We start from the raw sequence: 24,086 nt of genomic DNA, 5'->3' as shown, positions 1-24,086 counted from the left end.
GAGAGAAAAAGATGTATTAGCTCTTGTGGCTGACGGGAAAAGCACAAAAGAAATTGCCACAGAGCTTCATATTACGACAGGGACGGTTCGGAATTATATTTCAACTATTTTTGATAAGCTAGAAGTGAAAAATCGAATTGAAGCGATCTCCCAATCAAAGGAGAAGGGCTGGTTTAAATAAGCAGAGGGCTACATGAAGAAGTAGCCCTTTTATTAATGGTTAGATTTCTTTTTCTAACTGAGATAATAAATCCATTACGTGCTCTGATGCCTTTTGCAGCTCTTCAAAAGCAGATTGAGCTTCATCATTATTGCCTTGTTCATAATGTTCCACGGCTAATTTTGCATAATGATGAACTGCTTGATGAGGCTCTTCTAGTTGTTGAAAAGCTGGTTTCTTTTTGATCGATGGATGTAAGTCACTATAGTACCATGCCCCAAGTCGACATGATTTATAGGAAGTGACTTGTTTAGAATCAATCTCTTCTAAATTGAGAAGCATATTATATATTTTCCATTTCCAAAGAAGATGATCGGTTTTGGCTACTTTAATGATATCTCTAGCCGTCAATAATGAAATTTATTTATTTGAATATATAGAATTTTTAAAATGATAAATAGGAACTAATGTCTTATCACTTTTTTATAGATAAAAGATTAATAAAAAACCGACTCCAAAAAGAGTCGGTTGCACTAGTAGCTCCGAGTCATTCAAGTGCCCAAATACAAATGACTGTTCATTGCTTCCATCATATGATTAGTATAAAAAGTGATAAATGACTGATTGAATATTGTTGTTATAAAGTGATTGTAGTCATTTTTACCTATAATGTCAATAAGGAAATGTCGTTCATTTAATATGAAGAGAAAGCCACTCGTCCATCACGAGTGGCTTGTATTTTACATATCGTGGCTACTGTGCTTCTTCTGTCGGGAGTGATTTTTGTTTTTTACTTTGTGGGAGCCACTTAACGGTTGAGGTTGAGTGGATTCCGTTTTTTCTAACTTTGAGGCACTTTTTGTCATGCTTCCTTCGCCCCTTTACATAGTTTGATGACTGTCATCTTCAACTTGCCTTAGATCTTCTTGCATTTGGCTTAACTGTTCTTGCTGGGCCAATGTAGAATTGGCAAAAGCGGAGACGAGACTATTTTTCGCCGTTGCGATATTTTCTTCTGTTGAGTCCGTCAGTGCTTGATTAACAAATCGCCTCGCTTCTCGAAAAAGCTTTTGTCCCATTTAAAATCCTCCAAGTGTTAGATCAGGATTTTCTTCTGTCTGTTCATTCGTATAACGAGCCTCTGATTCCGAGAAGGTTGTCCGATAAGGGAAGCGTTCATCATGTTTAGAAACGGCATCCTTTCCTTGTTGGACAAAACGTTTCGATTTGCTGTTTTTTCCCATTATGAATCCCTCCGAATAATGAGTTCACAGAAGATGTCTGTGTCCTTATTATTGTGACTTTAAATGAATGGATTATGAACAAAAAAATTTTGTTTTTTACGTATAAATGTTGAATCAAGTGGCTATTATAAATAAGGCAAGGGACGAAAAACTCCAAATGGGGTGATGGCTTTGGACAAATATTGTGCTAACCCAGATTCGGGAATCTCGCTATACATCATCATGTAAATGAGGTGTTTGTCGGAGAGCAGGTACATGTTGTAGAAACCATTTGAATTTCTTGCATAATGACGGTGCGCCGAGTGGCGTGCCGTTATTTTTAATTTAGAGTAATCATTTTTTGTATAAAATTTTTAAAATGGAGCATGATAAATAAGGCAAGGGACGAAAAACTCCAAATGGGGTGGTGGCTTTGGACAAATATTGTGCTAACCCAGATTCGGGAATCTCGCTATACATCATCATGTAAATGAGGTGTTTGTCGGAGAGCAGGTACATGTTGTAAAAACCATTTAAATTTCTTGCATAATAACGGTGCGTCGAGTGGCGCACCGTTATTTTTTAACGAAAAAAGCGAACTGATGTACGAATTTGTGTTATAATAAAGAGACAATAGAACAGGTTTCTCAAGGGTGGTCGGCGCACTCCTCTGTAAGATGAATTTATATGAGGAGGGAGGTGCTGCCGAATGACAGTGTATGAAACATTAACGTTAATGATCTCGTTTGCGGGACTTGTTGTACTCATTCTGTCTACAAAAAAAGACTAAAACCGCCCTTGAGTTTTGGCCAGCTCAGGCGGTTTTAGTTCGTCTTTGCGTCGATCCCCGATAGGGAACCTGCTATTGTATAGCCGTTTTCGATGTTACCAGCATTGAAAACGGTTTTTTTAATATATGTTTATTTATTTGTATTATACCTGATAATGAAGGGTTTGAAAACATAAACAATATTGAATCCGTGTTTATCTGTTTCTTGAAGTGGCATTTGTCTGTATTCTTTTTACGTTGTCACTATTATTATAACATAAGAAAGGATATAATAAGGAAGCAATTTATCCGGTGTTAGTGGAGAAGATCTTCCCTCGATTGAAATTTCACTTTATAGTAAAGGTGGTTTTTATATTGATGAATGAACATGAAGTTTTGCCTCCGAAGACTTGTACGATTGAACGTCTTGTGACGATCAAAGAAGATGTAGAAAAGGTGATGAACGGACAAAAAACAGCTACACGCCGTAATGGTAGATATGCGGACGTTGGGGAGATCATGACGTTAGAAAATGTTAATTTTGTTGTTGAACGTGTGTATCGTCAGACGCTAGGGGAATTGACAGATGAGCATGCTAACCAAGAAGGATATGCAACTGTCGAGGACTATAAACAATCGATTTTAGCGATTCATCCAGGCATGCCTTGGCTTTCTCATATGAAAGTATGGGTTCATGAATTTCGCCAAGTGTAAATTTAGATGATATATCAGCTTCTCGTATATATCCATATTTTTAGTGTGATCTTATCGGTCGGTCCGTTTTTTGTATTATTTCCTCTGTTAAAAAAATTACGTCAAGCAACAACTGAGACAGAACAAGCTTGTATCGAAGTCTTTCAATCCGCGATTCGTCTCGTCAAGCATGCTGGTCATGTGCTAGTCGGATCGGGGATCTTATTAATGTTTATAGGCTCGTGGCCGTGGACCACTTCTTGGGTCGTGATGACTATTGCTGTCATGGTCAGTTCAATTTTTTTCCTAGCACGAGCCTTTACGCCAACATTAAAACAGTTTAATAAGCCATCAGCTAAAAAGCAGATGCTTATCGACAAACTTTATCGCTCGGTCTGGATTTATATTACTTTATTAATGATGATGTTATGGTTTATGGTTGTGAAACCGGTGTTATGGTAATAGATTCATAGAAAAAAGCAGGCATATGTCGCCTGCTTTTTTCATTCATTCAACTTGTTTTTCTTTCATTACAGGTGGCTCTACTAAAAGACTGCCAGCCGCTGCAATGATTAATAAAACACCAGTAAAGAGAAAGCCTTGCAATGGAGTGAAAGCGAATAAGCCTGTTAATCCCGATCCGACCACGACACCTAAAGAGAAAAAGGCATAGAAGTAACCGTATGCTTTGCCTCGGTGAGCGGGAGCAATTGCTTGAACGAGTAACGAATTGAGCGATGGAAAAAGAAAGGCAAATCCAACGCCATATAAGATCATGCATGCATATAGAAGAGACGTAAGATCCAATTGACTTAGTAAAACTAAACTTAGTCCCATCGCGCTCATACCAAATGCTAACGTCCATGTCGGTTTAATTAGATCAAATAACCGATTGGTTGGTAACAAGAAAATAAGAATAGCCGTTACACCAAACGTACTTAATAGCATCCCGCTTGTTCGCGCATCGAATCCTAGGTGGATCACTTTCAGCGGTAACATATAAGCAAGAACACCTTGAGAGAACATCAGCAAAAAAGCGCCAATAAAAGCCTTTACCACGTTTGCTTGTTGAAAAAAAGCACGTATAGGCATTGTTTGCTTTCCTTCTCCCTCTTCAAGTGAAGTGGGGACATTATTTCGCAAAAGAAAGAGGGAAACCATAGCTAAAATGAGCATACAAGCAGCTGTTACTGTCAATACCGTCACTTCGTTTGTTTTGCTAGCAACAATCCCACTAAAAGCAGGCCCAATTACAGCGGCCAATCCCACGAAAGCTCCAGAAATTGCGGAGCTTTTTCCTTTTTTCCCTTCTGTCGCTACATTTGCCAAATAAGTAAACGCAGCAGGGACAATCAATCCGGCAAGAAAACCATGTAAAAATCGAATAGCTAGTAACGACCAAGCATCGACAGCCAATCGATAAAATAAAAGCGAAACACCCGTTAAGATTAAACCGATCACTAAAATTCGAAAGGGTCCTCTTCTATCTGTGAGAAACCCAGAGATTACATTTCCAATCGTGTTAGAAAAGGAATAGATGCCAACGACCAAGCCGGTTAATAAAGGTGTGGCCCCTAGCGATTCCGCAAACGGACTCATAATCGGTAGCTGAGTAAATAAGTCAAAAAAAGAGAAAAATACAATCAAAAACACAAGAGCGCGCATATGAGTTAATAGCCTCCATCTAGTTGTCTTGCTTTCTATTGTTTGTTTTATTGAAGCATTTGTCAACGACGATTCGGTGAATAATCATGGATTATTCATCCATTTAAAAAGATTGTCAATAGAAAGAACCTATAATACTATTAAATTAACAGGTATTTTCCTGAAATAGAAGAGTGGAGGAAAAATATGAAGAAACAAAGAAGTTGGAAAAAAGTTAGCCCTGCTTTGTTTGCTGTGTTGATCGGTGTAAGCGGAATCATGGTACCGACCGATCATGTGTCTCATGTACAAGCACAAGAAAAAGTGAACACTATTGCTCCTGTGAATGCTGAGCAAGTAGCGGTTTCATTTATGACAGCGGTTACTAATGAAAAGTGGGCTGAGGCGTATGAGTTATTAAATGAGAATTTGAAAAAGCATATATCTCAAGAAGAGCTTTCACAAATTTGGAAAGCAAAAATCGCTGCATTTGGTAACATCGGAAAACAGTTGACCACAAAAAAAGTGGTGAATAGTGTTCATACAAATATAGTGATGACCTATGAAGGAACCATTTCCCCGATGGATATTACAATTAATTTAGATCAAACAGGAAAAATTGATGACTTCTTTATCCCTTTCTATTATTCGCCACCGAGCCAATATAAGAAACCTACATATGAGAAAGAAGACAATTACATCGAACAACAAGTGAAAATTGGCGAAGGGGAATTGGCTTTACCTGGAACTCTAACTATACCAAAAGGAAAAGGACCATTTCCGGCGGTCGTTCTTGTCCATGGATCAGGACCGAACGATCAAGATGAATCATTATATTCTACGAAAGCTTTCCGTGATATTGCTGTCGGTTTAGCCAATGAAGGAATCGCTGTTCTTCGCTATGAAAAAGTGACGAGAGAGCATCATTTAAAAACAGGAATGGATTCGAAATTTAGTATTCAAGAAGAAACGATTGATGATGCAGTGAAAGCCGTTCAGCTTTTAGGAGATCACCCTGAAGTGAGTAATCAAATTTATGTATTAGGCCACAGTCAAGGTGGATATGCAATGCCGCGTATTTTAGAAGCAGATAAACAGAAGCAAATTAAAGGTGGTATTATCGTATCAGGACCAAGTGGGAAATTTCAAGATTTAATGTTAAAGCAGCAACAAGATGGATTGGAAAGAGCGAAGGAACAAGGTCTGCCTCCAGAACAACTAGAAGCAGCTAAAGCGAACCTAGCCTTTTGGGAACAGCAAATCGCTTTAATTAATAATCCTGCTTATTCGAAAGATAATATCCCAAAAGAATTTCAACTTCCAAATGCGTATTGGTGGTTTGAACTTCGTGATTATGTACCAGCCCAACTAGCGGCTAAACAAAATATTCCGCTGTTAGTCATGCAGGGAGGGAAAGACTTGCAAGTACCACCTTCTGATTTACAGGATTGGAAGGCTGCTTTATCGAATCGGAAAGATGTTTCCTACAAAATGTATCCTGATTTGATTCATTTGCTTGTTAACTACAAAGGAGAACCGAACTTTTCTGAGTACGCCATTCCAGCGAATGTGCCAGAAGAATTCATTAAAGATATCGGTAATTGGGTGGGAGATGGAAAAAATCCTGTGAACTTTACGGATGTAAGGTCTGATTTTTGGGCTTATAAAGAAATACAATTTATCGCTGACAAAGGATATATTAATGGCTACAAAGATGGAAGTTTTCAACCGAATAAAGTGGTCACACGAGCGCACGCTGCTAAACTTTTAGCCAACTCCTTAAATTTTGATCACAAGCTAGTAAAGGATTCTACAGAATTTAAGGATGTAGCACCCGACAATGAGTTTTTACCCTATATTCGCTTTTTAAAACAAAAGGGCGTGCTGTCAGGATTTAAAGATGGAACATTTAGACCGAATGACGAACTCACTCGCGCTCAATTAGCCAAACTATTGTCAATAGCCTTTGATTTAAAAGGTCATTCTCCAAAACCATTTAAAGACGTAAGTAAGAATTATTGGGCCGCTCCATATATTGATGCTCTCGCAGCTAACGGCATTACCATTGGAAATTCCAATGGCACATTCGCTCCAGCACAAAAAGTAACCCGTGCACAAGCGGCTGTCTTTTTATATCGGACGGTTAAGCTAGAAAACTAATTATCTTGATAATTTTCCAATTAGTTTGACATGTGATTTTATTCAAGTTATAATTATTTCCAATTAAAGCACACAAATTCGATGAAGAGAAAAAGTAATTTATGTCGCTGTTCCACAGAGAGCCGGTGAGTGCTGAAATCCGGTGTTCAGTTCATAAGTGAAAATCATCTCTGAGAAGTCAAGCTGAACAGTAGTAGGCTTGAACGGGTGTCTACCGTTAAAAGGAACGCGTATGATTGTACGTGACTAAGTGCTATTGAGAAGTGTTTCAATAGAATTAGGGTGGTATCGCGGTTAAACCCGTCCCTTTCTTTAGGGGCGGGTTTTTTGTGTGCTTTAATAAAAACTATTAGGGGCGATATCATTATGAAAAAAGAACAAACAAAAGAATTGGTTCATCAACGTGAAGAACGGATTCGAGAACAATGGTTACAAGATCACACATTTCAACAATCGATTACAAAAAGAGAAGGTAGTCCTTCATTTGTCTTTTATGAAGGTCCACCGACAGCCAACGGGTTGCCTCATGTCGGTCATGTATTAGGTCGTACGATTAAAGATGTAGTCGCAAGATATAAAACGATGACGGGACATCAAGTGATTCGCAAAGCCGGCTGGGATACGCATGGATTACCTGTAGAACTCGGGGTAGAAAAGCAATTAGGAATCTCTGGGAAAAGTGGAATTGAGAACTATGGTGTAGAGGCTTTTATTGAGAAATGTCGTGAAAGTGTATTTATATATGAAAAACAGTGGCGGGAATTTACAGAGCAGCTAGGCTATTGGGTAGACATGGATGATCCTTATGTTACATTAAATAATTCGTATATTGAAAGTGTGTGGCACATCCTTGGTACGATTCATGAAAAAGGGTTGCTCAATAAAGGTCATCGTGTGTCTCCTTATTGTCCGAGTTGCCAAACGTCTCTTAGTTCACATGAAGTGGCTCAAGGGTATAAAACAGTCAAAGATTTGTCTGTCACAGCAAAGTTCAAAATTCAAGATCGTGACAATGAATATTTTCTTGGTTGGACGACAACGCCTTGGACTTTACCTGCGAATGTGGCATTAGCTGTTCATCCAGAAACGATATATGTGCGGGCGAAGCAAGGAGAAGAGATCTTTGTTGTAGCTGAATCATTAGTAGAGGCTGTTTTACAGGCGGATTACGAAATTTTGTCTGTTCATCAAGGAGCGGACCTGATCGGTCTTTCTTATGTGTCTGTATTTGATTTTGTTGAAGTAGAGAAGGGACATCAAGTTGTCGCTGCTGATTATGTAACAGACAATAGTGGAACAGGTATCGTTCATATTGCACCAGCATATGGTGAAGATGATTATAAGGTCGTACAAGAGAACGGTTTATCGTTTGTCAATGTTGTCAATGAAAAGGGAGAATATACAGAAGAAGTACCGCTATTTCAAGGGCGCTTCGTCAAAGATTGTGATGTCGATATTATTCGTGTGCTTGCTGAAAAAGAGTTACTATATAGCAAAGAAAAATACGAACACAATTATCCTCACTGTTGGCGTTGCGATTCACCGCTTTTATATTATGCGAATGAAAGTTGGTTTATTAAAACAACTGCATTAAAAGATCAATTCATCAAAAATAATGAAGAAGTTACTTGGTATCCAGATCATATTAAACACGGTCGCTTCGGCAATTTTTTAGAGAACATGGTTGATTGGAACATTAGTCGTAAGCGCTATTGGGGCACGCCGCTGAATGTGTGGCAATGTGACGCATGCAGTCATCAACATGCACCAAAAAGCATAAATGAATTAAAGCAATTATCTATCCATCCGACTAATGAAGACATTGAATTGCATAAACCTTATGTGGATCGGGTGAAACTTCGTTGTTCCGAATGCGAAGGAACGATGACACGAACACCAGAAGTGATTGATGTTTGGTTTGATAGCGGGTCGATGCCATTTGCTCAGTATCATTATCCATTTGAAAATCATGAGTTTTTTGAAAAGCAATTCCCGGCAGATGTTGTTATCGAAGGAATTGACCAAACGCGTGGCTGGTTTTACAGTCTACTTGCTGTATCAACGTTATATACAGGAAACGCGCCCTATAAACGGGTGTTATCCCTTGGGCATGTGTTAGACGAAAAAGGACAAAAAATGTCTAAAAGTAAAGGGAACGCACTAGATCCAATGGATTTAATGAAAAAATACGGAGCGGATGCGTTACGATGGGCGCTATTAGTGGATAGCTCTCCATGGAACCCAAAACGTTTTTCGGAACGAGTGGTGCAAGAAGCCAAGTCGAAGCTAATCGATACGTTTATGAATGTTCATAGCTTTTACAATCTTTACGCCGAGTTAGATAGTTTTGATCCAAAGCAGGAGTACACTAGCAAGAGAAACAAATTAGATGAATGGATTCTTTCTAGATTAAACAGTACGGTGAAAGTAGCAAAAGTTCATTTAGAAGATTATCAACTGACGAATGCTACGAGGGAAATCGCTAAATTAGTTGAAGAGGTTAGTAATTGGTACGTTAGACGATCTAGAGAACGTTTTTGGTCGAGCGGCATGAATGCGGATAAGGTAGCTGCTTATCAAACTCTGTATGATGTACTAACAACCATTAGTCAATTATTGGCCCCGTTCACTCCTTTCATAGCGGAAGAGGTCTATCAACATTTAACGGGAGAAAGTGTACATTTGGCAGACTATCCAACTTATGATGAAAAAATGATCAATGTACAATTAGAAAAAGAAATGGGAGCGGTTTTGCAGGTGGTGGAACTAGGGAGAAGTATTCGAAATACGACTTCTTTGAAAGTGAAACAGCCGTTAGCCAGCCTTTTCTTGTTAAATACAGGTGAAGAAATCAATTGGTCCCTCTATCAAGACATTATTTTAGATGAATTAAATGTGAAGCAGTTTCAAGAAGTGGAGAAAGAAGAGCAATTTTCAATAATCAAACTAAAATTAGACTTTAAAAAATCAGCGGCTAAGTTTGGAAAACAAGCAAATGTAGTGAATACATGGCTCCAGCAATTAACCGATGAAGAATCGAAACAATTTTTAGCAGCAGGCAGTGGAGAAATATCTCATGAAAACATTCAAGTAATGACGGAAGACGTGATCGCTGAAAAAACGACGAAAGAAGGATACGCTTCCGCTGCCAATGGAGAATATACAGTCACTTTAGATATCTCTTTAACGAAAGAGCTTATACAAGAAGGAATGGCGCGAGAATTCATTCGAGCGATACAAGATTACCGGAAAAAACTGAACTTACCTGTCAATATGCGTGTCGATATTGTAGTAGGTGCCGATGCAGAGCTAAATCAAGTGCTTCAAGTTTATCAATCGATGGTGCAAGAAAGCTTGTTGATGCGGAACTTACACTTACAAGCGGATGTTTCAGAGGGGGCAGAGGTGAAGGTAGGAGATCATATAGCAACTGTCCAACTTGTACCAACAACTTGAGTGACTGATTGTTGCGAATAGGTGAAATAAAATAAGGAGGCCAGCCCCCCAGTTCTTTAAGATACTGGAGAGTTGGCCTCTTGAAGATGTTGAAACAATGTTCGTTTCATTTCGTTAAATGTTTGTGTGGTCATGACTTCAGGATCTCTCGGCCGTGGCAAATCGACGGTTAATTCATAAATGATTTGACCTGGTCTACTAGACATGACATAAATGCGGTCAGACAATAGCAACGCTTCATCGACATCATGTGTGACGAGTACGACGGAACGCTGAAATTGTTGCCAAATCGAAAGTAGCCATTGTTGTAATTGCCTTCTCGTCAATGCATCCAATTTACCAAATGGTTCATCTAATAGCATGACTTCCTTTTGACAAAGATGAGTGCGCAAAAATGCAGCCCGTTGACGCATCCCACCTGAAAGCGTATGCGGATACGAATCCGCAAAACTTTCAAGTCCGAATAATGTGAGCAATGTTTGGGCTTGCTCTCGAGCTTCTTTTTTATTTACACCGGCTACCTCCAGCGGAATAATGACGTTATCTAGTATCGTCCGCCAAGGGAACAGCACATCACTTTGCGGCATATAACTGACATGCCCTTTTTGGTTCGTAATGTCAGTTCCATTCAACGATACTGTTCCTTCATCAGGACTCGTTAACCCAGCAGCGATATCTAAAATCGTACTTTTCCCGCAACCACTTGGTCCGATTAGTGAAATAAATTCCCCATTTTTTACTTCAATGCTCGCCGTGCGAACAGCCTCAATTGTATTTTTAGTTGTATAAAACGTTTTTGAGACATTGTTTACGAGCAACTTGGCTGTTTCCATCACACAATCTCCCTTATAGAGGTGTTTTTATTTCTTTGGCAAAAATTCGTTCGTAAAGGCATCCTCTGTCTTTAATTCTTTATCGATTAATTTTTGCTCATACATCCAATCGGCAAAACGTTGCCAAACGTCTGCTTTTTGTACGCCCCATTGTGTAGCATCTGCTTGATATTGTTCACTTACCCATTTCTGACTTGCTTTCACTAGATCAGCATTCAGTTCAGGCGCGTGCTTTAATAAAATATCTGCCGCTTCATCAGGACTTTCGATCGCAAATTCATAGCCTTTTGTTGTGGCATCCATGAATTTTTTGACCATTTCATTCTGTTCAGCTATGTGCTTTTCATTCGTGACAATTACAGGTGTGTAATAATCTAATGCAGGATCAAGATCTTTTAACATCATATAATTTACATCCATGTTGCGGCGTTCTGCTTCTACACCGTCCCAACCGTAATACACCCATTCAAAGTCAGCATCTTTGCCGATAGAAGTGAAGAAGTCCGTTTGACCTAATGTAATGTTTTCCACTTTGTTATAATCCGCATCGTTTTTCTTCATGACGGCTTTAATCACAGCTTCTTCAATTGGCGCGCCCCAACCACCGTAACGCTTACCTTCAAAATCTTTCGGTGTGTTAATGTTCGCTTCTTTTAACGAAGCGAGCGCGGATGTGTTATGCTGAATCACTGCTCCGATCGATACGAGCGGGATATCATTGACTCTTGCATAGGTCACGCCTTCTTGATAACTTACACCAAAATCAGCTTTTCCTGATGCCACTAATTGATCAGCTGTCGATCCTTCACCTGGTTGAACAATCTCGACATCTAAACCTTGTTCTTCATAAAATCCATTTTCTTTTGCTACATAAAAACCGGTATGATTCGTATTTGGGAACCAATCAAGCATTAGTGTCACTTTTTCTAGTTCTTTATTTGCCGTATCTTTCGTTTGTTTATTGTCCTTTGTTTCTTCTTGCTGTTGGTTGCAACCGACTAGCAAGATGAGTAATAACATCGATACGATTGGCCATTTTATCCATTTCATATAGTTGGTTCACTCTCCTTAAGATTCTTGTTGATAGTGCCAGGAAATCAGTAGCCTTGCGATGACTTCAATGAGAAAATATAGCAACAAACTAAGTACGATCACAACAAAAATCGTGGCGAATACTTGAGCCGTTAAAAATGATTGCGTTGATCTCGTCATTAATATTCCTAATCCTTTGCTCGCTCCTAGCCATTCACCGATCACAGCACCCATGACACTATACGTGCCGGCAATTCGCAATCCAGAAAAGAAAAACGGAAGTGCTCCTGGAAGCTTCACCATACGAAAAATTTGTCGCTTCTTTGCTCCCATCGATTCCATCAATCGAATCATATCGCGATCAACTAAACGATAACCGTCAGCTAAGTTGACGGTTATCGGAAAGAAGCAAACGAGAGCAACAACAATCACTTTCGGTAACAATCCGTAGCCGAACCACATCATAAATAACGGGGCAACAGCAATAATCGGTACGGTTTGCGAAATAATAAGCAGGGGGTAGATCGACTTTCGCAGCCAGTCATTGAGATCGATGACCGTAGCAATCGCTACACTTACGATGACCGCTACACTAAAGCCGATCATCGTCTCATAAATCGTTTGACCAGCATGCATCCAAATCAGTTCTCGTGCCTCCCATAGTGCCTGCATGACAGCGGAAGGACTCGGCAAAATCCACTGCTCAATTTGGGAGATGCGAACACCAACTTCCCATAAAAGTAGAAGGATGACAAGTGTAAGCGCAGGAAGAAATAAAGATGACCAGCGCTTGAAGAAAATGGTCACGCCTGCTCGCTTATTTTCTGTATTTTGCTGTTTTTTCATCCATTGTTACTCCTTCAGGTCGGTAATGGATTTTAATATTTGTTAGCACTTCAATCGCTCCAGCATCAAGACAGGCTTGTTGCGCTTTTTTGACAATGTCTAACAGCTCGTCTAATTGACCTTCCATTACAGTTTCCATCGGACCGACTTCATACTTCACACCTGATTGTTGAACGACTTCAATCGCCTTATCAACTAATTCATATGTATTTCGCTCCGTTGACTTAGGGATGACTTGAAACCCGACATTTGTTATAGACATAATTGTTCCTCCTCTTATGTAATGGTGTGATGAGTGATGAGTTACGCTATGAAAAACGAAAAAAGCTGCCTATTTTGGTAGGCAGCGAGTTTTTATCGAGCGTCATTCATCTTTCACTCATTCCCTACGCTGGCATTACCCAGATCAGGTTCAATGGTCGATGCGTTTGAAGCATCCTCTCAGCCGGACTGACCCAGCTCCCATATATCACTATTAAATTAACACTTATCCTACTATAGCAAACAAACGATGGAAAAGTAAATAAAAATACGGGTGGAAATTATTTATCTGAAAAGATTCACTTTCTGCAGATGAACATGCGTGTTATCTTGATTGATCCGTTCTAAGTACATATTCGTCGTCGAAATATCAGAATGTCCAGCCCAATCTTTCACAACGGCAAGTGGCACATCATTTTCAAGCAGCATCGTCACAAACGTATGCCGAAACCAGTGAGGAGAGACGAGCGAGTTTTTCCCGGCCAAATGAACGGCTTCCTTTACTATTTTATAAAGGCTTGGGTACGTTAATCTTTTTTTATTCGCATGCGGTTCTTTCTTATTATATAGAGCGAAGAAGAGCGGAGTCGTGTCATCCGGATCAATCTCTACAGACTCCCCAAGACATTTTCTATAATCGAACAATAATTCACTCGTTTCTTCTCTGACCGGAATTGTTCGTGCTTTTCCCCCTTTCCCGATGACATCAGCAAATAGAAACCCTTGACGATTGTAACGAAAACTGCCCCAATTCAAACTGAGTAACTCATTTGCACGAAGACCCGTCGTGTAGAGGAGATAACCAATCAATAGATTACGTTTTTGTAGCTGTTCGCGATTTCGCTCCGCCTTGACGATTTTAGGAAAGCAAGCCAGAAGGTTCTCTGCATCTCTCTGGTTTAATTCCCTTACTTGAACCCGCGTTTGCCTCGATTCTGGACGAGTTTCTTCTATTATATAGTGTCCTTTTTTCGCTGTTGGTTTCGAGATCCAAGTCGAAAGGTGAGCTTTGTAAAATTGCGTTTCATATCCAAAGTCTAATAATCGGCGAAAAAACTCCAATTTCCGAATCGCTGACTTAGCGGCATACTTGTCTTTAATATATTTATTGTAGGCTTTCACTTCCGGGAAGCCGATGTCTCGAAAGGAGAGAGAATGCTCCATTAAAAAGGTGAGCAGCGTTTTGGCATCTGAACGATAAGCTTTCAGCGTATGTGGAGAAAGATCCCGATCTGCCGAAAAGATTTTCTCGAGAAAAAACACTTCAATAAATTCTTGCTCCGAACAATCTGCTAAGGAAAGGTTGCGATGTTCATCCAAAAGCTGGCGCTGTTCTAATTCCGTTTTCAATTGCGATAAATATTGTTCACTCGTTATCTGATTCAAAAGGGTCAAATCATTCATCATGAAGCACCTCTATTAGTTTAAAATAATATTATTATGTATAGTAAAGATAACTACTAATTATCTTTACTTCTATTCTATCATAGAATGCTTGTTCTATATAGTGGGATAGAACATAAAAACAAGGGAATTATCGTATGCTTCTGAGAGGCTCTGTGGCACATTTAACTTTCTTTTTGTGTATGATAGGTCACTCGATTTATTGTAGAGGCTATGGCGAATGAAGTGCTAGATATAAGCATTTCAATTGTCTTTTAAATGAAATCTAGCTATAATAATCATCATCAAATAGATGAGGAGTGTTCAACTTGGCACAATCATTACAAGGAAAAAATGCGATTATTACTGGGGCAGGAAGAGGTATTGGTCGCGCGATTGCAATCGCTTTAGCGAAAGAAGGCGTAAACGTCGGCTTGTTAGGACGTTCTGAAGAAAATTTAAAAAGAGTAGCGAAAGAAGTAGAAGCAGAAGGTGTAAAAGCGGCTGTTGCTGTGGCAGATGTTGCTTCTAATGAAGATGTGGTGACAGCTGTTGCTACATTAACGAACGATTTAGGTTCAGTAGATGTGTTAATCAACAATGCAGGGATTGCAGCATTCGGTAAGTTTTTAGAATTAGATGTTAACGAATGGGAGCAAATGATTAAAGTTAATTTAATGGGTGTGTATTATGTGACGCGTGCGGCGTTACCTGGCATGATTGAACAACAATCTGGAGACATCATTAATATCTCGTCAACAGCGGGTCAAAAAGGCGCACCAGTTACAAGTGCTTACAGTGCATCTAAATTTGGCGTTCTCGGCTTAACAGAATCATTAGCGTTAGAAGTACGTAAACATAATATTCGTGTGAGCGCATTAACGCCAAGTACTGTTGCGACAGACTTAGCAATCGAGGGTGGCTTAACAGATGGCAATCCAGAGAAAGTGATGCAAGCGGAAGATATCGCAGAATTTGTTGTCGCGCAGCTGAAATTAAATAAACGTACTTTTATTAAGTCAGCTGGATTATGGTCGACTAATCCATAAAATAAACATAGCGGATAGACGTTCTTAGAAAGAGCGGATGTCCGCTATTTTTTTGTTATAACGTAGTAAGGAAATAGCAAACGGATTTTTCATACACTATCCTCATGTTTTGTGATACGATCAACATGGCATCATGATTATCTTGTTTGAAAGTCAGGTGAGTGTATGGGATTTGCATCAAAAGAATTGTTGATTAACGTTTTGTTCGTCCTGCTCCCGTTATTCTTTGTTCAAATGTTTTATTTAATAAAATATACACACCAATCGAAAAGATTGAAAAACTGGATGGTTGCGATCTTTCCAGTTATTTCTCTTGTGCTATGTATGTTATTCCCGGCGCCGCTAATGGATGGATTTGTGATGGACTTTAGGCGAATTCCTCTCGTTTTAGGGGTGTTATATGGAGGACCTTGGTTCGGATTGCTATTATTAGCCCTCATTTTAGTGATTCGTTTTTTTCAAGGGGGAGATGGCTTTGTGATTACGTCGATCATGTATCCGTTATTCACAGTCATTCTCATTTACTTATCTAAATCCTATCATATGATGTCAGTAAAAAAGCGATTATTAGTGGTCGGTCTTGTGTTGCCAGCTAGTGAAGCGGTCTTGTTATTTATGATTACTCAATTATGTCCGATCAAGATCCCTGGCACGATACAATTACAGCTCATCTTGCTGAATATGACGGCTGTCTTTATTGCCATGGTCATTTGGGAAATCATTCGTCAAAATTTTGAACTGATGCAGAAAGTCGCGAAAGCTGAAAAGTTGGAAGTAGTGAGTCATTTAGCTGCAAGTATGTCTCACGAGGTGCGTAACCCTTTAACTGTGACAAAGGGATTTATGCAGTTACTATATGAAGATTTACCTAAGGATAAACAGAAAGATTATTTAGACCTAGCCATCAGAGAGTTAGATCGTTCAGTTGAAATCATTAATGACTATTTAATGTTTGCTCGACCATCCGTTGAAAAAATGGAGAAAATAGATATACGTCTGGAGACACAAAACTCGCTGAATATCATGACTCCCCATGCGAATATGCACGGGATTACAATCGTGTCTGTTATCCCGCCAGCTCCTATTTATGTAATGGGGAAAACATCGCAATTCGAGCAGTGCCTGGTAAATATCATCAAAAATGCGATTGAAGCTATGCTTGACGGTGGTGAAATAAAGGTCACCATCCAAAGTGATCGTTCGACCGTCTCCTTAATGATAGAAGACAGCGGGGAAGGGATGACGATGGAACAAATCAACCGCTTAGGTGAACCTTATTTCACGACAAAAAGTAAGGGAACCGGCCTAGGAATGATGGTTTCTTACAGTATCATTCAAGGCATGAATGGTGAGATGACTGTTAAAAGTGTCAAAGGAAAAGGAAGTTGTTTCACGATCACCTTGCCGATTTATTATGAAAGAGAGAATTCTTGACTTTTGAAAAACGAAGAGTATGATAAATAGAAACATAGCAATGCTACAAAAAGCTGAAAGGAATAAATAATAATGAAGAAACTAGACGTACTGCTCATGGTACTAAGTTGTCTCTTCCCGGTTGCTGGTGTGATGAAGTACATGTCTCTAGAACTGTCCTTATTCATAGGTGGCTTGTTATTTTTAACGAGTGTAGGAAGCTATTATGCTAAACGATGGCATTCACGAATATTCAGCTGGATCGCGTATACAGGGTTTGTCACCTTTTTGCTCGCGATTTGGGATCAATACGCTACAATGATCTCCATAACGGCAAATGTAAAAATAGCGGCATGTGTGGCAATTATTCCGCTCGCATTTCGATTTCGTACCTATGCGATTACGACTGGGCTGCTTGGATTATGGGCAATACTGTTGTGGGATATAAAAGAAATGCAATCACTAGCGGTTTTGCAACGGGTGATGAACGTATTCAAGACAGAACCATTGTATCTAATCATTTTTGTAGCGGCGTTCCTGCTCGGCGGATGGTTAGCGAGAGCATTTCATCGTGGGAAGAACAAGGAAAAACAAGAGAAACCTAGCCTATTTAAGCAAAAAAAGAAACCATTTAAACCTACATTTAAGCTCCCTATACCGAGCTTACCAAAATTAAAACTGAAGATGTTAAACTTCAGCAAAACATCGTCAAAAGCAAACGAACAACGCCGATATGAACCGATTCAAGAAGAACAGACAACTGCTTTTTATACAGATATAGAGCCGCAACATCATGAATTGGAATTCAAACCAGAACCAATACAAGGCGAAACAAGAATGGAGCGACGAAGAAATCGTTTGAAGGCATAAATATAACCCAGCAAAGCTCCTTGACAACGGGAAGTTTTGCTGGGTTTTGTTATGTATAAATAGGTGAAGAAAGACCATATTAAGATCGAGGTGATCAAATGAGTAAACGGAAAAAAGACCCATCAACAGCAGGCTTAGGTTCACCAGAAGTAAAGGGTCAAGGAACAACGAACATAGAGACGGGAGAGAAAGCGATCTCATCAGCGCGTCATAAGAAGCGGAAATGAAGTGTTGACCTCTCATTTTGTTGGAGAGGTCGCTTTTTTACGTAAACCTCCGTTTTTAATTGATCTTACTTTGAACATCGGCAGGCAGATCGTTATATTGAATCTCTTCCCAAGCTTTTACATAAGTTCTTTTTGTATTAACTTTTAAATAGGCGCCCTCACGCAATTGTTTACTAGCTGTAAACGTGACTTTCGTTTCTTCGCCATCTTCATCAATCCCTTTCAAAGTATATTCAAATGTACTCGCATCAACCTCTTCTCCCGATCCCTCAACTTTAACGAAAACATCCTTTTGAGGAACTAAAGGGTTTAACATATCCGCCAACTCATTCTTCACGAAAAATGTTAACGAAATCATAATGATCGCTGCAACTATTAGACTTCCCATTAAAACCTTAAATACTTTCATGGTTTTGTTCCTCCTCATATTGCTTTTCTAATGCTTATTTTATAGGGAGGAGACGATGGAATCCTTCGATTAAGATGACAAATAGATAAAAGGATGTGACGATGTTGTCACGTTTACGTCTTTTTAAAACTAATAACAGTAATTATAGTGGGAGCGGTTCATTTCCTGTAATCTCATAGTGTTTGTTATAATGAATAAAAGACTTGATTGGCGTGAAGACATGGATGAATACATTCGATTGGTGAACAAAACCGAAGATTATATTGAAAGCCATCTGAGCGAAAAAATCTCACTAGATGACTTAGCAAATCATGCAAATATGTCTAAATATCATTTCCATCGTATGTTTAGTAAATACAGTGACGAAACGGTGAAACAGTTTGTTACTAGAATAAAGGTGGAGCGAGCAGGGATATTCCTCGCAGTCCGCAATGATTTGAGCATCACAGATATTGCCCTCCAATATGGCTACAATGATGCGAGCACCTTTAACAAAGCTTTTAAGAAGTATTTAGGAATGTCTCCATTAGAATACAGGAAAGCAAGAAACGACAAGAAATAGCAGATCATCTCCCCTATACTTAAGTTAAGGGAGATGATATTAATGGAAAAACCAACGATCACAGTAGAAAATATTGAAATGAAAGTAATCTATGTACGCTTCAAAGGAAATTATGTCGAGTATAGAAAAAATAGTCGTAAGATGTTCAATGAACTATTCAACTTCGCAAAAAAATATGACCTTATCAAAGATAATGTCACAAAGGTAATGACTATATACCATGACAATCCTTTCGTAACTGATTCAGAAAATTTACGAACTAGCGTAGCAATGACGGTTCCATCAGATACTGCAATTGAAGAAGAAGGACAAATCGGTACGATGACTTTTGGCGGAAAATACGCAGTACTACATTATGATCTAACGCTAGGTGAGTATGAAGAAGCTTGGACATATGCTTATTCTGATTGGTTACTGAGTAAAGATGAATACACACCGAGAGATTCATTCCCATTTGAATTATACGTTACTGAGCCGCCAAAAAACTTCAAAGCCAAGAGCAAGACAGATATTTATATTCCGATTGAGTAAAAATATAATTTTTTGGTATCCTTTTGTTGTTAATTAAAGGTTGTAGAGAACTTTTTAATATGTTTAAGGTTTTAGGAGTAGAATAATGAAAAGCGGCTGACCTAAAAGAGTGTTAAAACACAACTTTAGGTCAGCTTTTTTGTCTATTGATGACATCGAGTGAATGTTTTCCAAATATATCTTATTTCAATACAGAACAAATGTTCTTTTCAGGGTATAATAAAGCAGAATGGATGAATCATGTTATTATTTGGAGGGAAGTTGTATGCCAAGAAATCCGGGAATAACAGATGAAATGATTATTAAGCTGTACAAGGAGGGGGTATCTTATAAGGAGATGCTGCCTATCGTCGGTCTTTCTGATCGAGCGATTCGTAATGTGTTGCATAAACATGGAGTCAAAGTAAAATCCTCTGGGCAGCCTCGTAAGCATAAGGTCAATGAAGACTTCTTTAAAATGTGGACTCAAGAAATGGCATGGGTATTGGGGTTGTTTGTGACAGATGGAACAATTCATAGTAACACTCACAGCATTTCACTTACCCAAAAAGATGAAAGAATTCTTCGTTTAGTTGCAACGTGCATGGAAGCAGACTACGTATTAGCACCAGCGGCTCCAACAAGATCTACTCCAACGTTGATTATTAATTCCAAAGAAATAAAACAAGATCTAAAAAAATTGGGTATTACCCCAAATAAATCATTAACCATTCCATTTCCTAATGTGCCAAATGAATTTTTACCGTCCTTTATGAGAGGAGTTGTTGATGGAGATGGTTGGGTACAAAAAACTGGATATGTTATGAATATAACAACCGGAAGTAAACATTTTGCTGAAGGGCTTGGTGATGTATTTAAGAAATGGAATTTGAATACCGAAACTACTTTAACAATTAGTCAAACTGAAAAAACTATATATCGGGTTTGGATAAAAGGGAAATATGAACTTCCTAAACTAGCAGAAATCATATATGCTAATGCTGGTGATCATTATGTCATATATAAACGAGAACGCATGATACAGCATGCGTTTAAAAACGAATAACAAGAGCAAGGAGCGGTTTTTTATATGTGGAAATTATACAATGATAGATCCGTACACACGACGGACCCGTCAAGAATCAAGTTTCGGACGAATATTAGCCAGTCGTTATTGGAGCGGCTCAGTGAATTAGCTGATGAGCATGATACGCATGTGAATTATTTGTTAGAGAGCGGATTAGAAAATGTGTTGGCTGAAGGTGTGATTACCTTTGATAAAAAAACGAGACCGAAAGATCGGGTTCAATATAAAACAACGTACGATGAAGAGTTGCTAGATGATGTGAAAGAATTTGCGAAGGAGCATGGTTTATTTATTAATGATGTCATTGAATACAGTGTTCAATTTATTGATTTAAAGTCGATTAAAAATAAAAGTTATAGACATCGGATAGAGTAGAGGCTGAATACTCTATCTTGTTTTTAAAAACAACGCCCCCGACATAATATACATTATGAGAAGTTAATTAAAATATTTTTATTCCGTCTCATTTCAGAAGAATACTACTAATAATGAGACGGGATAAAAATTTTAAGTACTGGTTCATTTGAATCAATGATTTTACGAGCTCCATGACCAGCTCATTATTAAATGATCTCAGCGTGTTCACACAAAATTCCAGCATATTATTTGTTGTGTATGAATTTATTAAGATGTTCATAATGGAAATGCTAAATTTAAAACCCTGACTAATATTTGCATGTTTATCCGTATATCATTCTATAAACCCCGTGTTTTTTGGAATAATATTATTTTATATGAATAAAAATTCTAAACTACCTTATTATGTTTGCTGAACCCATTCTAATGTTTTTTGAAAAAAACTATATTTCATTACCTGTATTCCCTTATAATGAGTATTAGTGGAAATTTTAGTTAGTATTTAGGAGGTGTTCTGTCTGAAGTCATCTAAGCATCCTTTAGAGGAAAAGGTTCTTCAGTTAGAATCGCAAATGAAAGAGATGCAAGCTCGAATTGAAGTGCTAGAGAACAATGATCCTGTGAAGCAGCCGCTCCCGATCGAAACAAAAACAACAACAAATAAAAAAGTGGTCACTACTTCCCCACCATCAGCTACCCATCAAAATAAAGAGGTTGATTCGGTCGATTGGGAAAAATTCTTATTTCAAATATGGCTGCCGCGCGTGTTTATTTTTGTGTTTATTATCGGAGTTTTATGGGGATTCAAAGCCGCTTCCGACTATGGATTAATGAATGAAACGGTGAAAGTGACGTTAGGCTTTATCGTCTCTTCCCTTTTACTATTGATTGGTCAGCAACAGATGGAAAATAATCGTGAAAAGTTAGGATATGTATTGTTAGGCGGCGCTGTACCGTTACTGATGCTGACGACGTTTGCCATGCATGTGTTATATAGTATGGTTGGTCCTTCACTTGCCTTTATGTTGAATGTGTCTTGGATTGCAGTCGGTCTATGGCTGACTAAAAAGCATCGATCAGAAGTGCTGGGCTTTATTAGTATGGTTGGTGGCGTATTGGTTCCTTTCTTAATTGAAAGTGAAACACCAAATATGTACGTCTTTTTAGGATATGAAACGCTGTTATATGTCTTGTTTTTGTTTCTATCTGCGAAGTTTCAGTTTAAAGTCATTTATTATGGTTCCACTATCTTATTAAATCTTGCTTTATTTGTATTCTATATTTCTAGCTATATATTTGTGGAAGATAAGTTTGCGACTGAGTATTATGTCGCCTTTCCTATTTTAATCCAACATGGATGTTTACTATATTTTTATATAAAGGAAAAAAAGCAGATCGATCAGCACGCAAGTATGGTGTTTGCTAGTTTGCTTGTGACATCGGCTTGGGTCTATTCCACTTTTTCTGAGCACTGGATTTCGTTATTTTTTGCGATGGTTGCGGTGATGTATGTTCTGTTATTGATCAAGTATCAGCAAGATGTAAAGAAGCGCCCGATATTTTTAACGAATGTCATCATCGCGCTCACTTTCTTAATTTTGCATGCGGTCAATGAAGATCTGCAAATGAGTTTCTTGTTAATTGAAGGGCTTGCCGCTTATTATGTCTCTTTAAAATATGGAAATGATTTAAGCAAAGGAATCGCGATCCTTGTTTATGTTTTTACCGGTTTAGTGCTGATTGCGACTGAGGTTATCACTACTCCGTTATCTAATGAAACCGTCAATTGGCTTATTTTCTTAACGACTTTTGTTTTAGGAATGAGCATAACGTATCAGCTTCACGCATCAATGAGAGAGCAAACATTGAAATATGGTAGTGTCTTGTTGACGATATTAGTGCTTATATTCTCTACGGAATTGACGATGGCTGTCGTCGAAGGTTGGTCGGATAATAAGCAACGACTAGCGGTCAATGTCGTTTGGATCGGCTTAGCCGTTGTGACGATTGCCATTGGTTTAAAGAAAACATTCAATTATGCGAAATATATAGGGGTTTCACTTTTAATTTTAACGTTATTGAAAATGGTTCTTTACGATATGCCGTATATTCCATTGGCGATTCGAGCTGGTCTCTTTATTGCTCTAGGCTTTGTCGGTTTAGTCGTTTCAAGAACATTTTATAAGAAGAAATAAACGAAAACATCCTGATTCCACTGTCAGGATGTTTTTCTTGACTTTAGTTGTTGAACCGACAGTTTTGTTTTCTCCTCCTTTTGAACGGTAAGCAGGGCAATGTATCCCCAAATGAGGGCGATCATGATATAGATGATCGTCATTGTGTGACTTTGAAGTGTCATGTAACTGAAGATCGCTCTGACGTTTGTAAAAATCAGCATACCGCTCACGATCACCGCTAATACTTTCGTTGGCAGGCTTTTGACGATCCAAGCAGCGATAGGAGCGGCAATGATTCCTCCAGCCATAATTGCTCCGACCCACAGCCAATTTATTTGAGAGGGACCTAAAGAAATCATAAATCCGATCGTGGCAGATAAGGCAACTGCAAATTCACTCGTATTGACCGTACCAATGACTTTACGTGGGACCATTCCTTTTTGTGAAAGTAAGGCAGGTGTCGCGATCGGTCCCCACCCTCCTCCACCGCTTGCATCAAAGAAGCCAGCAACAAAGCCGAGTGGTACATAAAAACGATTGGAGAGCGCCTTATGTTCCTGTTTTCTAGCATCTTTCAGCCAAAGAAAGCGAAATAAAATATAGAGACCGAGCACAACTAAAAAAATCGATACATATAATCGGACATAGTCTCCTGTTAAATGACTTAAAAACGTCGCACCGGAAAACGCGCCGATTGAACCAGGGATAATCAATCGTTTCAGCATCTGTTGATCGACGTTTCCAAATTTGATGTGGGAGGCACCTGATGCTGCGGTGGTGACTACTTCCGCCATATGAACAGAAGCAGAAGCAACAGCTGGAGCGATGCCTGCCGTCAATAATAAAGTAGTAGATGTTAATCCATATCCCATGCCAAGTGCCCCATCCACAAGCTGTGCCGCTAAGCCAACGAGCATTAAAATGATAAAACGTTCCATTGCCGCTTCCCTCCATTTTTCATCATA

General features: G+C 38.8%; 27 protein-coding genes, 2 riboswitches and 1 other annotated feature. Of the genes, 15 read left to right on the top strand and 12 right to left on the bottom strand.

Annotated features, from left to right (window positions below):
• Positions 1 to 181 (top strand): response regulator transcription factor (locus CEF22_RS10315; protein WP_157843279.1); only part of this gene is annotated, 181 nt, incomplete at its 5' end.
• Between the two features lie 39 nt (positions 182 to 220).
• Here CEF22_RS10315 and CEF22_RS10310 read toward each other — a convergent pair.
• The 4 genes from CEF22_RS10310 to CEF22_RS18695 all read right to left on the bottom strand — a co-directional run bounded on the left by CEF22_RS10310 (position 221) and on the right by CEF22_RS18695 (position 1,404).
• Positions 221 to 571 (bottom strand): CZB domain-containing protein, encoded by a 351-nt coding sequence (locus CEF22_RS10310; RefSeq protein WP_269799381.1) that lies wholly within the window; start codon positions 569 to 571, stop codon positions 221 to 223.
• 102 nt (positions 572 to 673) lie between these two features.
• Positions 674 to 757: riboswitch (cyclic di-GMP riboswitch) on the bottom strand.
• 143 nt (positions 758 to 900) lie between these two features.
• Complete coding sequence (locus CEF22_RS10305) at positions 901 to 1,026, bottom strand: small acid-soluble spore protein P (RefSeq protein WP_100402795.1); 126 nt, start codon at positions 1,024 to 1,026, stop codon at positions 901 to 903.
• 15 nt (positions 1,027 to 1,041) lie between these two features.
• Positions 1,042 to 1,239 (bottom strand): DUF3813 domain-containing protein, encoded by a 198-nt coding sequence (locus CEF22_RS10300; RefSeq protein ID WP_095479080.1) that lies wholly within the window; start codon positions 1,237 to 1,239, stop codon positions 1,042 to 1,044.
• On the bottom strand, positions 1,240 to 1,404 hold the full coding sequence (locus CEF22_RS18695) for a hypothetical protein (RefSeq protein WP_198508054.1): 165 nt from the start codon (positions 1,402 to 1,404) through the stop codon (positions 1,240 to 1,242). It abuts the gene before it with no gap.
• 688 nt (positions 1,405 to 2,092) lie between these two features.
• On the opposite strand from CEF22_RS18695, the gene CEF22_RS19120 reads away from it, so the two are divergent.
• The 3 genes from CEF22_RS19120 (at position 2,093) to CEF22_RS10290 (ending at position 3,307) form a co-directional block, all read left to right on the top strand.
• Positions 2,093 to 2,173: a putative holin-like toxin gene (locus CEF22_RS19120; RefSeq protein ID WP_442857405.1), complete on the top strand. Its 81-nt coding sequence runs from the start codon at positions 2,093 to 2,095 to the stop codon at positions 2,171 to 2,173.
• A gap of 357 nt (positions 2,174 to 2,530) precedes the next feature.
• Positions 2,531 to 2,866 (top strand): ASCH domain-containing protein, encoded by a 336-nt coding sequence (locus CEF22_RS10295; RefSeq protein ID WP_100403977.1) that lies wholly within the window; start codon positions 2,531 to 2,533, stop codon positions 2,864 to 2,866.
• A 6-nt stretch (positions 2,867 to 2,872) separates the two neighbouring features.
• Positions 2,873 to 3,307, top strand: coding sequence for a hypothetical protein (locus tag CEF22_RS10290; protein WP_100402794.1), 435 nt, complete (start codon positions 2,873 to 2,875; stop codon positions 3,305 to 3,307).
• Between the two features lie 45 nt (positions 3,308 to 3,352).
• Here CEF22_RS10290 and CEF22_RS10285 read toward each other — a convergent pair whose 3' ends face one another.
• Positions 3,353 to 4,576, bottom strand: a complete 1,224-nt coding sequence (locus CEF22_RS10285; RefSeq protein WP_332849169.1) for an MFS transporter — start codon at positions 4,574 to 4,576, stop codon at positions 3,353 to 3,355.
• Positions 4,577 to 4,696: 120 nt separating this feature from the next.
• Here CEF22_RS10285 and CEF22_RS10280 point away from each other — a divergent pair, with 120 nt between their 5' ends.
• Both CEF22_RS10280 and ileS read left to right on the top strand, forming a co-directional pair.
• Positions 4,697 to 6,649, top strand: coding sequence for an S-layer homology domain-containing protein (locus tag CEF22_RS10280; protein WP_100402792.1), 1,953 nt, complete (start codon positions 4,697 to 4,699; stop codon positions 6,647 to 6,649).
• 72 nt (positions 6,650 to 6,721) lie between these two features.
• Positions 6,722 to 6,960, top strand: a binding site (T-box leader).
• A gap of 55 nt (positions 6,961 to 7,015) precedes the next feature.
• Complete coding sequence (ileS, locus tag CEF22_RS10275; protein ID WP_100402791.1) at positions 7,016 to 10,105, top strand: isoleucine--tRNA ligase; 3,090 nt, start codon at positions 7,016 to 7,018, stop codon at positions 10,103 to 10,105.
• 56 nt (positions 10,106 to 10,161) lie between these two features.
• On the opposite strand, the gene CEF22_RS10270 is transcribed toward ileS, so the two are convergent.
• The 5 genes from CEF22_RS10270 to CEF22_RS10250 all read right to left on the bottom strand — a co-directional run bounded on the left by CEF22_RS10270 (position 10,162) and on the right by CEF22_RS10250 (position 14,484).
• Positions 10,162 to 10,938, bottom strand: coding sequence for an ABC transporter ATP-binding protein (locus tag CEF22_RS10270; protein WP_100402790.1), 777 nt, complete (start codon positions 10,936 to 10,938; stop codon positions 10,162 to 10,164).
• A 27-nt stretch (positions 10,939 to 10,965) separates the two neighbouring features.
• Positions 10,966 to 11,988 carry an ABC transporter substrate-binding protein gene (locus CEF22_RS10265; RefSeq protein WP_100402789.1) on the bottom strand — a complete coding sequence of 341 codons (1,023 nt, stop codon included), beginning with the start codon at positions 11,986 to 11,988 and terminating at the stop codon, positions 10,966 to 10,968.
• Between the two features lie 18 nt (positions 11,989 to 12,006).
• A complete protein-coding gene (locus CEF22_RS10260) occupies positions 12,007 to 12,816 on the bottom strand; it encodes an ABC transporter permease (RefSeq protein WP_100402788.1) in 810 nt (269 codons plus the stop codon).
• Positions 12,788 to 13,078: a thiamine-binding protein gene (locus CEF22_RS10255; RefSeq protein WP_094836338.1), complete on the bottom strand. Its 291-nt coding sequence runs from the start codon at positions 13,076 to 13,078 to the stop codon at positions 12,788 to 12,790. Before CEF22_RS10255 ends, CEF22_RS10260 begins: the two co-directional genes overlap by 29 nt.
• Positions 13,079 to 13,182: 104 nt before the next feature.
• Positions 13,183 to 13,292: riboswitch (TPP riboswitch) on the bottom strand.
• A gap of 70 nt (positions 13,293 to 13,362) precedes the next feature.
• Positions 13,363 to 14,484, bottom strand: a complete 1,122-nt coding sequence (locus tag CEF22_RS10250; RefSeq protein WP_100402787.1) for a tyrosine-type recombinase/integrase — start codon at positions 14,482 to 14,484, stop codon at positions 13,363 to 13,365.
• A gap of 305 nt (positions 14,485 to 14,789) precedes the next feature.
• On the opposite strand from CEF22_RS10250, the gene CEF22_RS10245 reads away from it, so the two are divergent.
• The 4 genes from CEF22_RS10245 to CEF22_RS10230 all read left to right on the top strand — a co-directional run bounded on the left by CEF22_RS10245 (position 14,790) and on the right by CEF22_RS10230 (position 18,019).
• A complete protein-coding gene (locus CEF22_RS10245; RefSeq protein WP_157843218.1) occupies positions 14,790 to 15,509 on the top strand; it encodes a 3-ketoacyl-ACP reductase in 720 nt (239 codons plus the stop codon).
• Between the two features lie 165 nt (positions 15,510 to 15,674).
• Positions 15,675 to 16,943, top strand: coding sequence for a sensor histidine kinase (locus tag CEF22_RS10240; RefSeq protein WP_100402785.1), 1,269 nt, complete (start codon positions 15,675 to 15,677; stop codon positions 16,941 to 16,943).
• A 72-nt stretch (positions 16,944 to 17,015) separates the two neighbouring features.
• Complete coding sequence (locus tag CEF22_RS10235) at positions 17,016 to 17,792, top strand: DUF3959 family protein (RefSeq protein ID WP_100402784.1); 777 nt, start codon at positions 17,016 to 17,018, stop codon at positions 17,790 to 17,792.
• A 98-nt stretch (positions 17,793 to 17,890) separates the two neighbouring features.
• Positions 17,891 to 18,019 (top strand): YuzL family protein, encoded by a 129-nt coding sequence (locus CEF22_RS10230; protein ID WP_095479092.1) that lies wholly within the window; start codon positions 17,891 to 17,893, stop codon positions 18,017 to 18,019.
• A 55-nt stretch (positions 18,020 to 18,074) separates the two neighbouring features.
• Here the strand turns inward: CEF22_RS10230 and CEF22_RS10225 are convergent, their stop codons facing one another.
• Entirely contained in the window at positions 18,075 to 18,428 is a 354-nt protein-coding gene (locus tag CEF22_RS10225; RefSeq protein ID WP_157843217.1) for a YxeA family protein, read from the bottom strand.
• 190 nt (positions 18,429 to 18,618) lie between these two features.
• Between CEF22_RS10225 and CEF22_RS10220 the strand changes: the two genes are divergently transcribed.
• The 5 genes from CEF22_RS10220 to CEF22_RS10200 all read left to right on the top strand — a co-directional run bounded on the left by CEF22_RS10220 (position 18,619) and on the right by CEF22_RS10200 (position 23,139).
• Entirely contained in the window at positions 18,619 to 18,990 is a 372-nt protein-coding gene (locus tag CEF22_RS10220) for a helix-turn-helix transcriptional regulator (protein ID WP_232726100.1), read from the top strand.
• Positions 18,991 to 19,032: 42 nt separating this feature from the next.
• Positions 19,033 to 19,521, top strand: a complete 489-nt coding sequence (locus CEF22_RS10215) for an AraC family transcriptional regulator (RefSeq protein ID WP_100402782.1) — start codon at positions 19,033 to 19,035, stop codon at positions 19,519 to 19,521.
• Positions 19,522 to 19,786: 265 nt separating this feature from the next.
• Positions 19,787 to 20,566 carry an LAGLIDADG family homing endonuclease gene (locus tag CEF22_RS10210; protein ID WP_157843216.1) on the top strand — a complete coding sequence of 260 codons (780 nt, stop codon included), beginning with the start codon at positions 19,787 to 19,789 and terminating at the stop codon, positions 20,564 to 20,566.
• Positions 20,567 to 20,590: 24 nt separating this feature from the next.
• Positions 20,591 to 20,962 (top strand): rRNA methyltransferase, encoded by a 372-nt coding sequence (locus CEF22_RS10205; RefSeq protein WP_100402780.1) that lies wholly within the window; start codon positions 20,591 to 20,593, stop codon positions 20,960 to 20,962.
• Between the two features lie 554 nt (positions 20,963 to 21,516).
• Entirely contained in the window at positions 21,517 to 23,139 is a 1,623-nt protein-coding gene (locus tag CEF22_RS10200) for a DUF2339 domain-containing protein (protein WP_100402779.1), read from the top strand.
• Between the two features lie 23 nt (positions 23,140 to 23,162).
• Here the strand turns inward: CEF22_RS10200 and CEF22_RS10195 are convergent, their stop codons facing one another.
• A complete protein-coding gene (locus tag CEF22_RS10195; RefSeq protein ID WP_100402778.1) occupies positions 23,163 to 24,059 on the bottom strand; it encodes a sulfite exporter TauE/SafE family protein in 897 nt (298 codons plus the stop codon).
• Positions 24,060 to 24,086 lie beyond the last annotated feature (27 nt).

Source organism: Bacillus sp. FJAT-42315 (genome assembly GCF_002797375.1).
Lineage (GTDB): Bacteria > Bacillota > Bacilli > Bacillales > Domibacillaceae > Bacillus_CE.
This window is presented reverse-complemented; position numbering and strand designations above follow the sequence as displayed.

Coding starts and splice junctions, on each gene's coding strand:
- CEF22_RS10305 (WP_100402795.1), bottom strand. CDS start 1,026: ATGACAAAAAGTGCCTCAAAGTTAGAAAAAACGGAATCCACTCAACCT.
- CEF22_RS10300 (WP_095479080.1), bottom strand. CDS start 1,239: ATGGGACAAAAGCTTTTTCGAGAAGCGAGGCGATTTGTTAATCAAGCA.
- CEF22_RS18695 (WP_198508054.1), bottom strand. CDS start 1,404: ATGGGAAAAAACAGCAAATCGAAACGTTTTGTCCAACAAGGAAAGGAT.
- CEF22_RS19120 (WP_442857405.1), top strand. CDS start 2,093: ATGACAGTGTATGAAACATTAACGTTAATGATCTCGTTTGCGGGACTT.
- CEF22_RS10295 (WP_100403977.1), top strand. CDS start 2,531: ATGAATGAACATGAAGTTTTGCCTCCGAAGACTTGTACGATTGAACGT.
- CEF22_RS10290 (WP_100402794.1), top strand. CDS start 2,873: ATGATATATCAGCTTCTCGTATATATCCATATTTTTAGTGTGATCTTA.
- CEF22_RS10280 (WP_100402792.1), top strand. CDS start 4,697: ATGAAGAAACAAAGAAGTTGGAAAAAAGTTAGCCCTGCTTTGTTTGCT.
- ileS (WP_100402791.1), top strand. CDS start 7,016: ATGAAAAAAGAACAAACAAAAGAATTGGTTCATCAACGTGAAGAACGG.
- CEF22_RS10270 (WP_100402790.1), bottom strand. CDS start 10,938: ATGGAAACAGCCAAGTTGCTCGTAAACAATGTCTCAAAAACGTTTTAT.
- CEF22_RS10265 (WP_100402789.1), bottom strand. CDS start 11,988: ATGAAATGGATAAAATGGCCAATCGTATCGATGTTATTACTCATCTTG.
- CEF22_RS10260 (WP_100402788.1), bottom strand. CDS start 12,816: ATGAAAAAACAGCAAAATACAGAAAATAAGCGAGCAGGCGTGACCATT.
- CEF22_RS10255 (WP_094836338.1), bottom strand. CDS start 13,078: ATGTCTATAACAAATGTCGGGTTTCAAGTCATCCCTAAGTCAACGGAG.
- CEF22_RS10250 (WP_100402787.1), bottom strand. CDS start 14,484: ATGATGAATGATTTGACCCTTTTGAATCAGATAACGAGTGAACAATAT.
- CEF22_RS10240 (WP_100402785.1), top strand. CDS start 15,675: ATGGGATTTGCATCAAAAGAATTGTTGATTAACGTTTTGTTCGTCCTG.
- CEF22_RS10235 (WP_100402784.1), top strand. CDS start 17,016: ATGAAGAAACTAGACGTACTGCTCATGGTACTAAGTTGTCTCTTCCCG.
- CEF22_RS10230 (WP_095479092.1), top strand. CDS start 17,891: ATGAGTAAACGGAAAAAAGACCCATCAACAGCAGGCTTAGGTTCACCA.
- CEF22_RS10225 (WP_157843217.1), bottom strand. CDS start 18,428: ATGAAAGTATTTAAGGTTTTAATGGGAAGTCTAATAGTTGCAGCGATC.
- CEF22_RS10220 (WP_232726100.1), top strand. CDS start 18,619: ATGAATAAAAGACTTGATTGGCGTGAAGACATGGATGAATACATTCGA.
- CEF22_RS10215 (WP_100402782.1), top strand. CDS start 19,033: ATGGAAAAACCAACGATCACAGTAGAAAATATTGAAATGAAAGTAATC.
- CEF22_RS10210 (WP_157843216.1), top strand. CDS start 19,787: ATGCCAAGAAATCCGGGAATAACAGATGAAATGATTATTAAGCTGTAC.
- CEF22_RS10205 (WP_100402780.1), top strand. CDS start 20,591: ATGTGGAAATTATACAATGATAGATCCGTACACACGACGGACCCGTCA.
- CEF22_RS10200 (WP_100402779.1), top strand. CDS start 21,517: ATGAAAGAGATGCAAGCTCGAATTGAAGTGCTAGAGAACAATGATCCT.
- CEF22_RS10195 (WP_100402778.1), bottom strand. CDS start 24,059: ATGGAACGTTTTATCATTTTAATGCTCGTTGGCTTAGCGGCACAGCTT.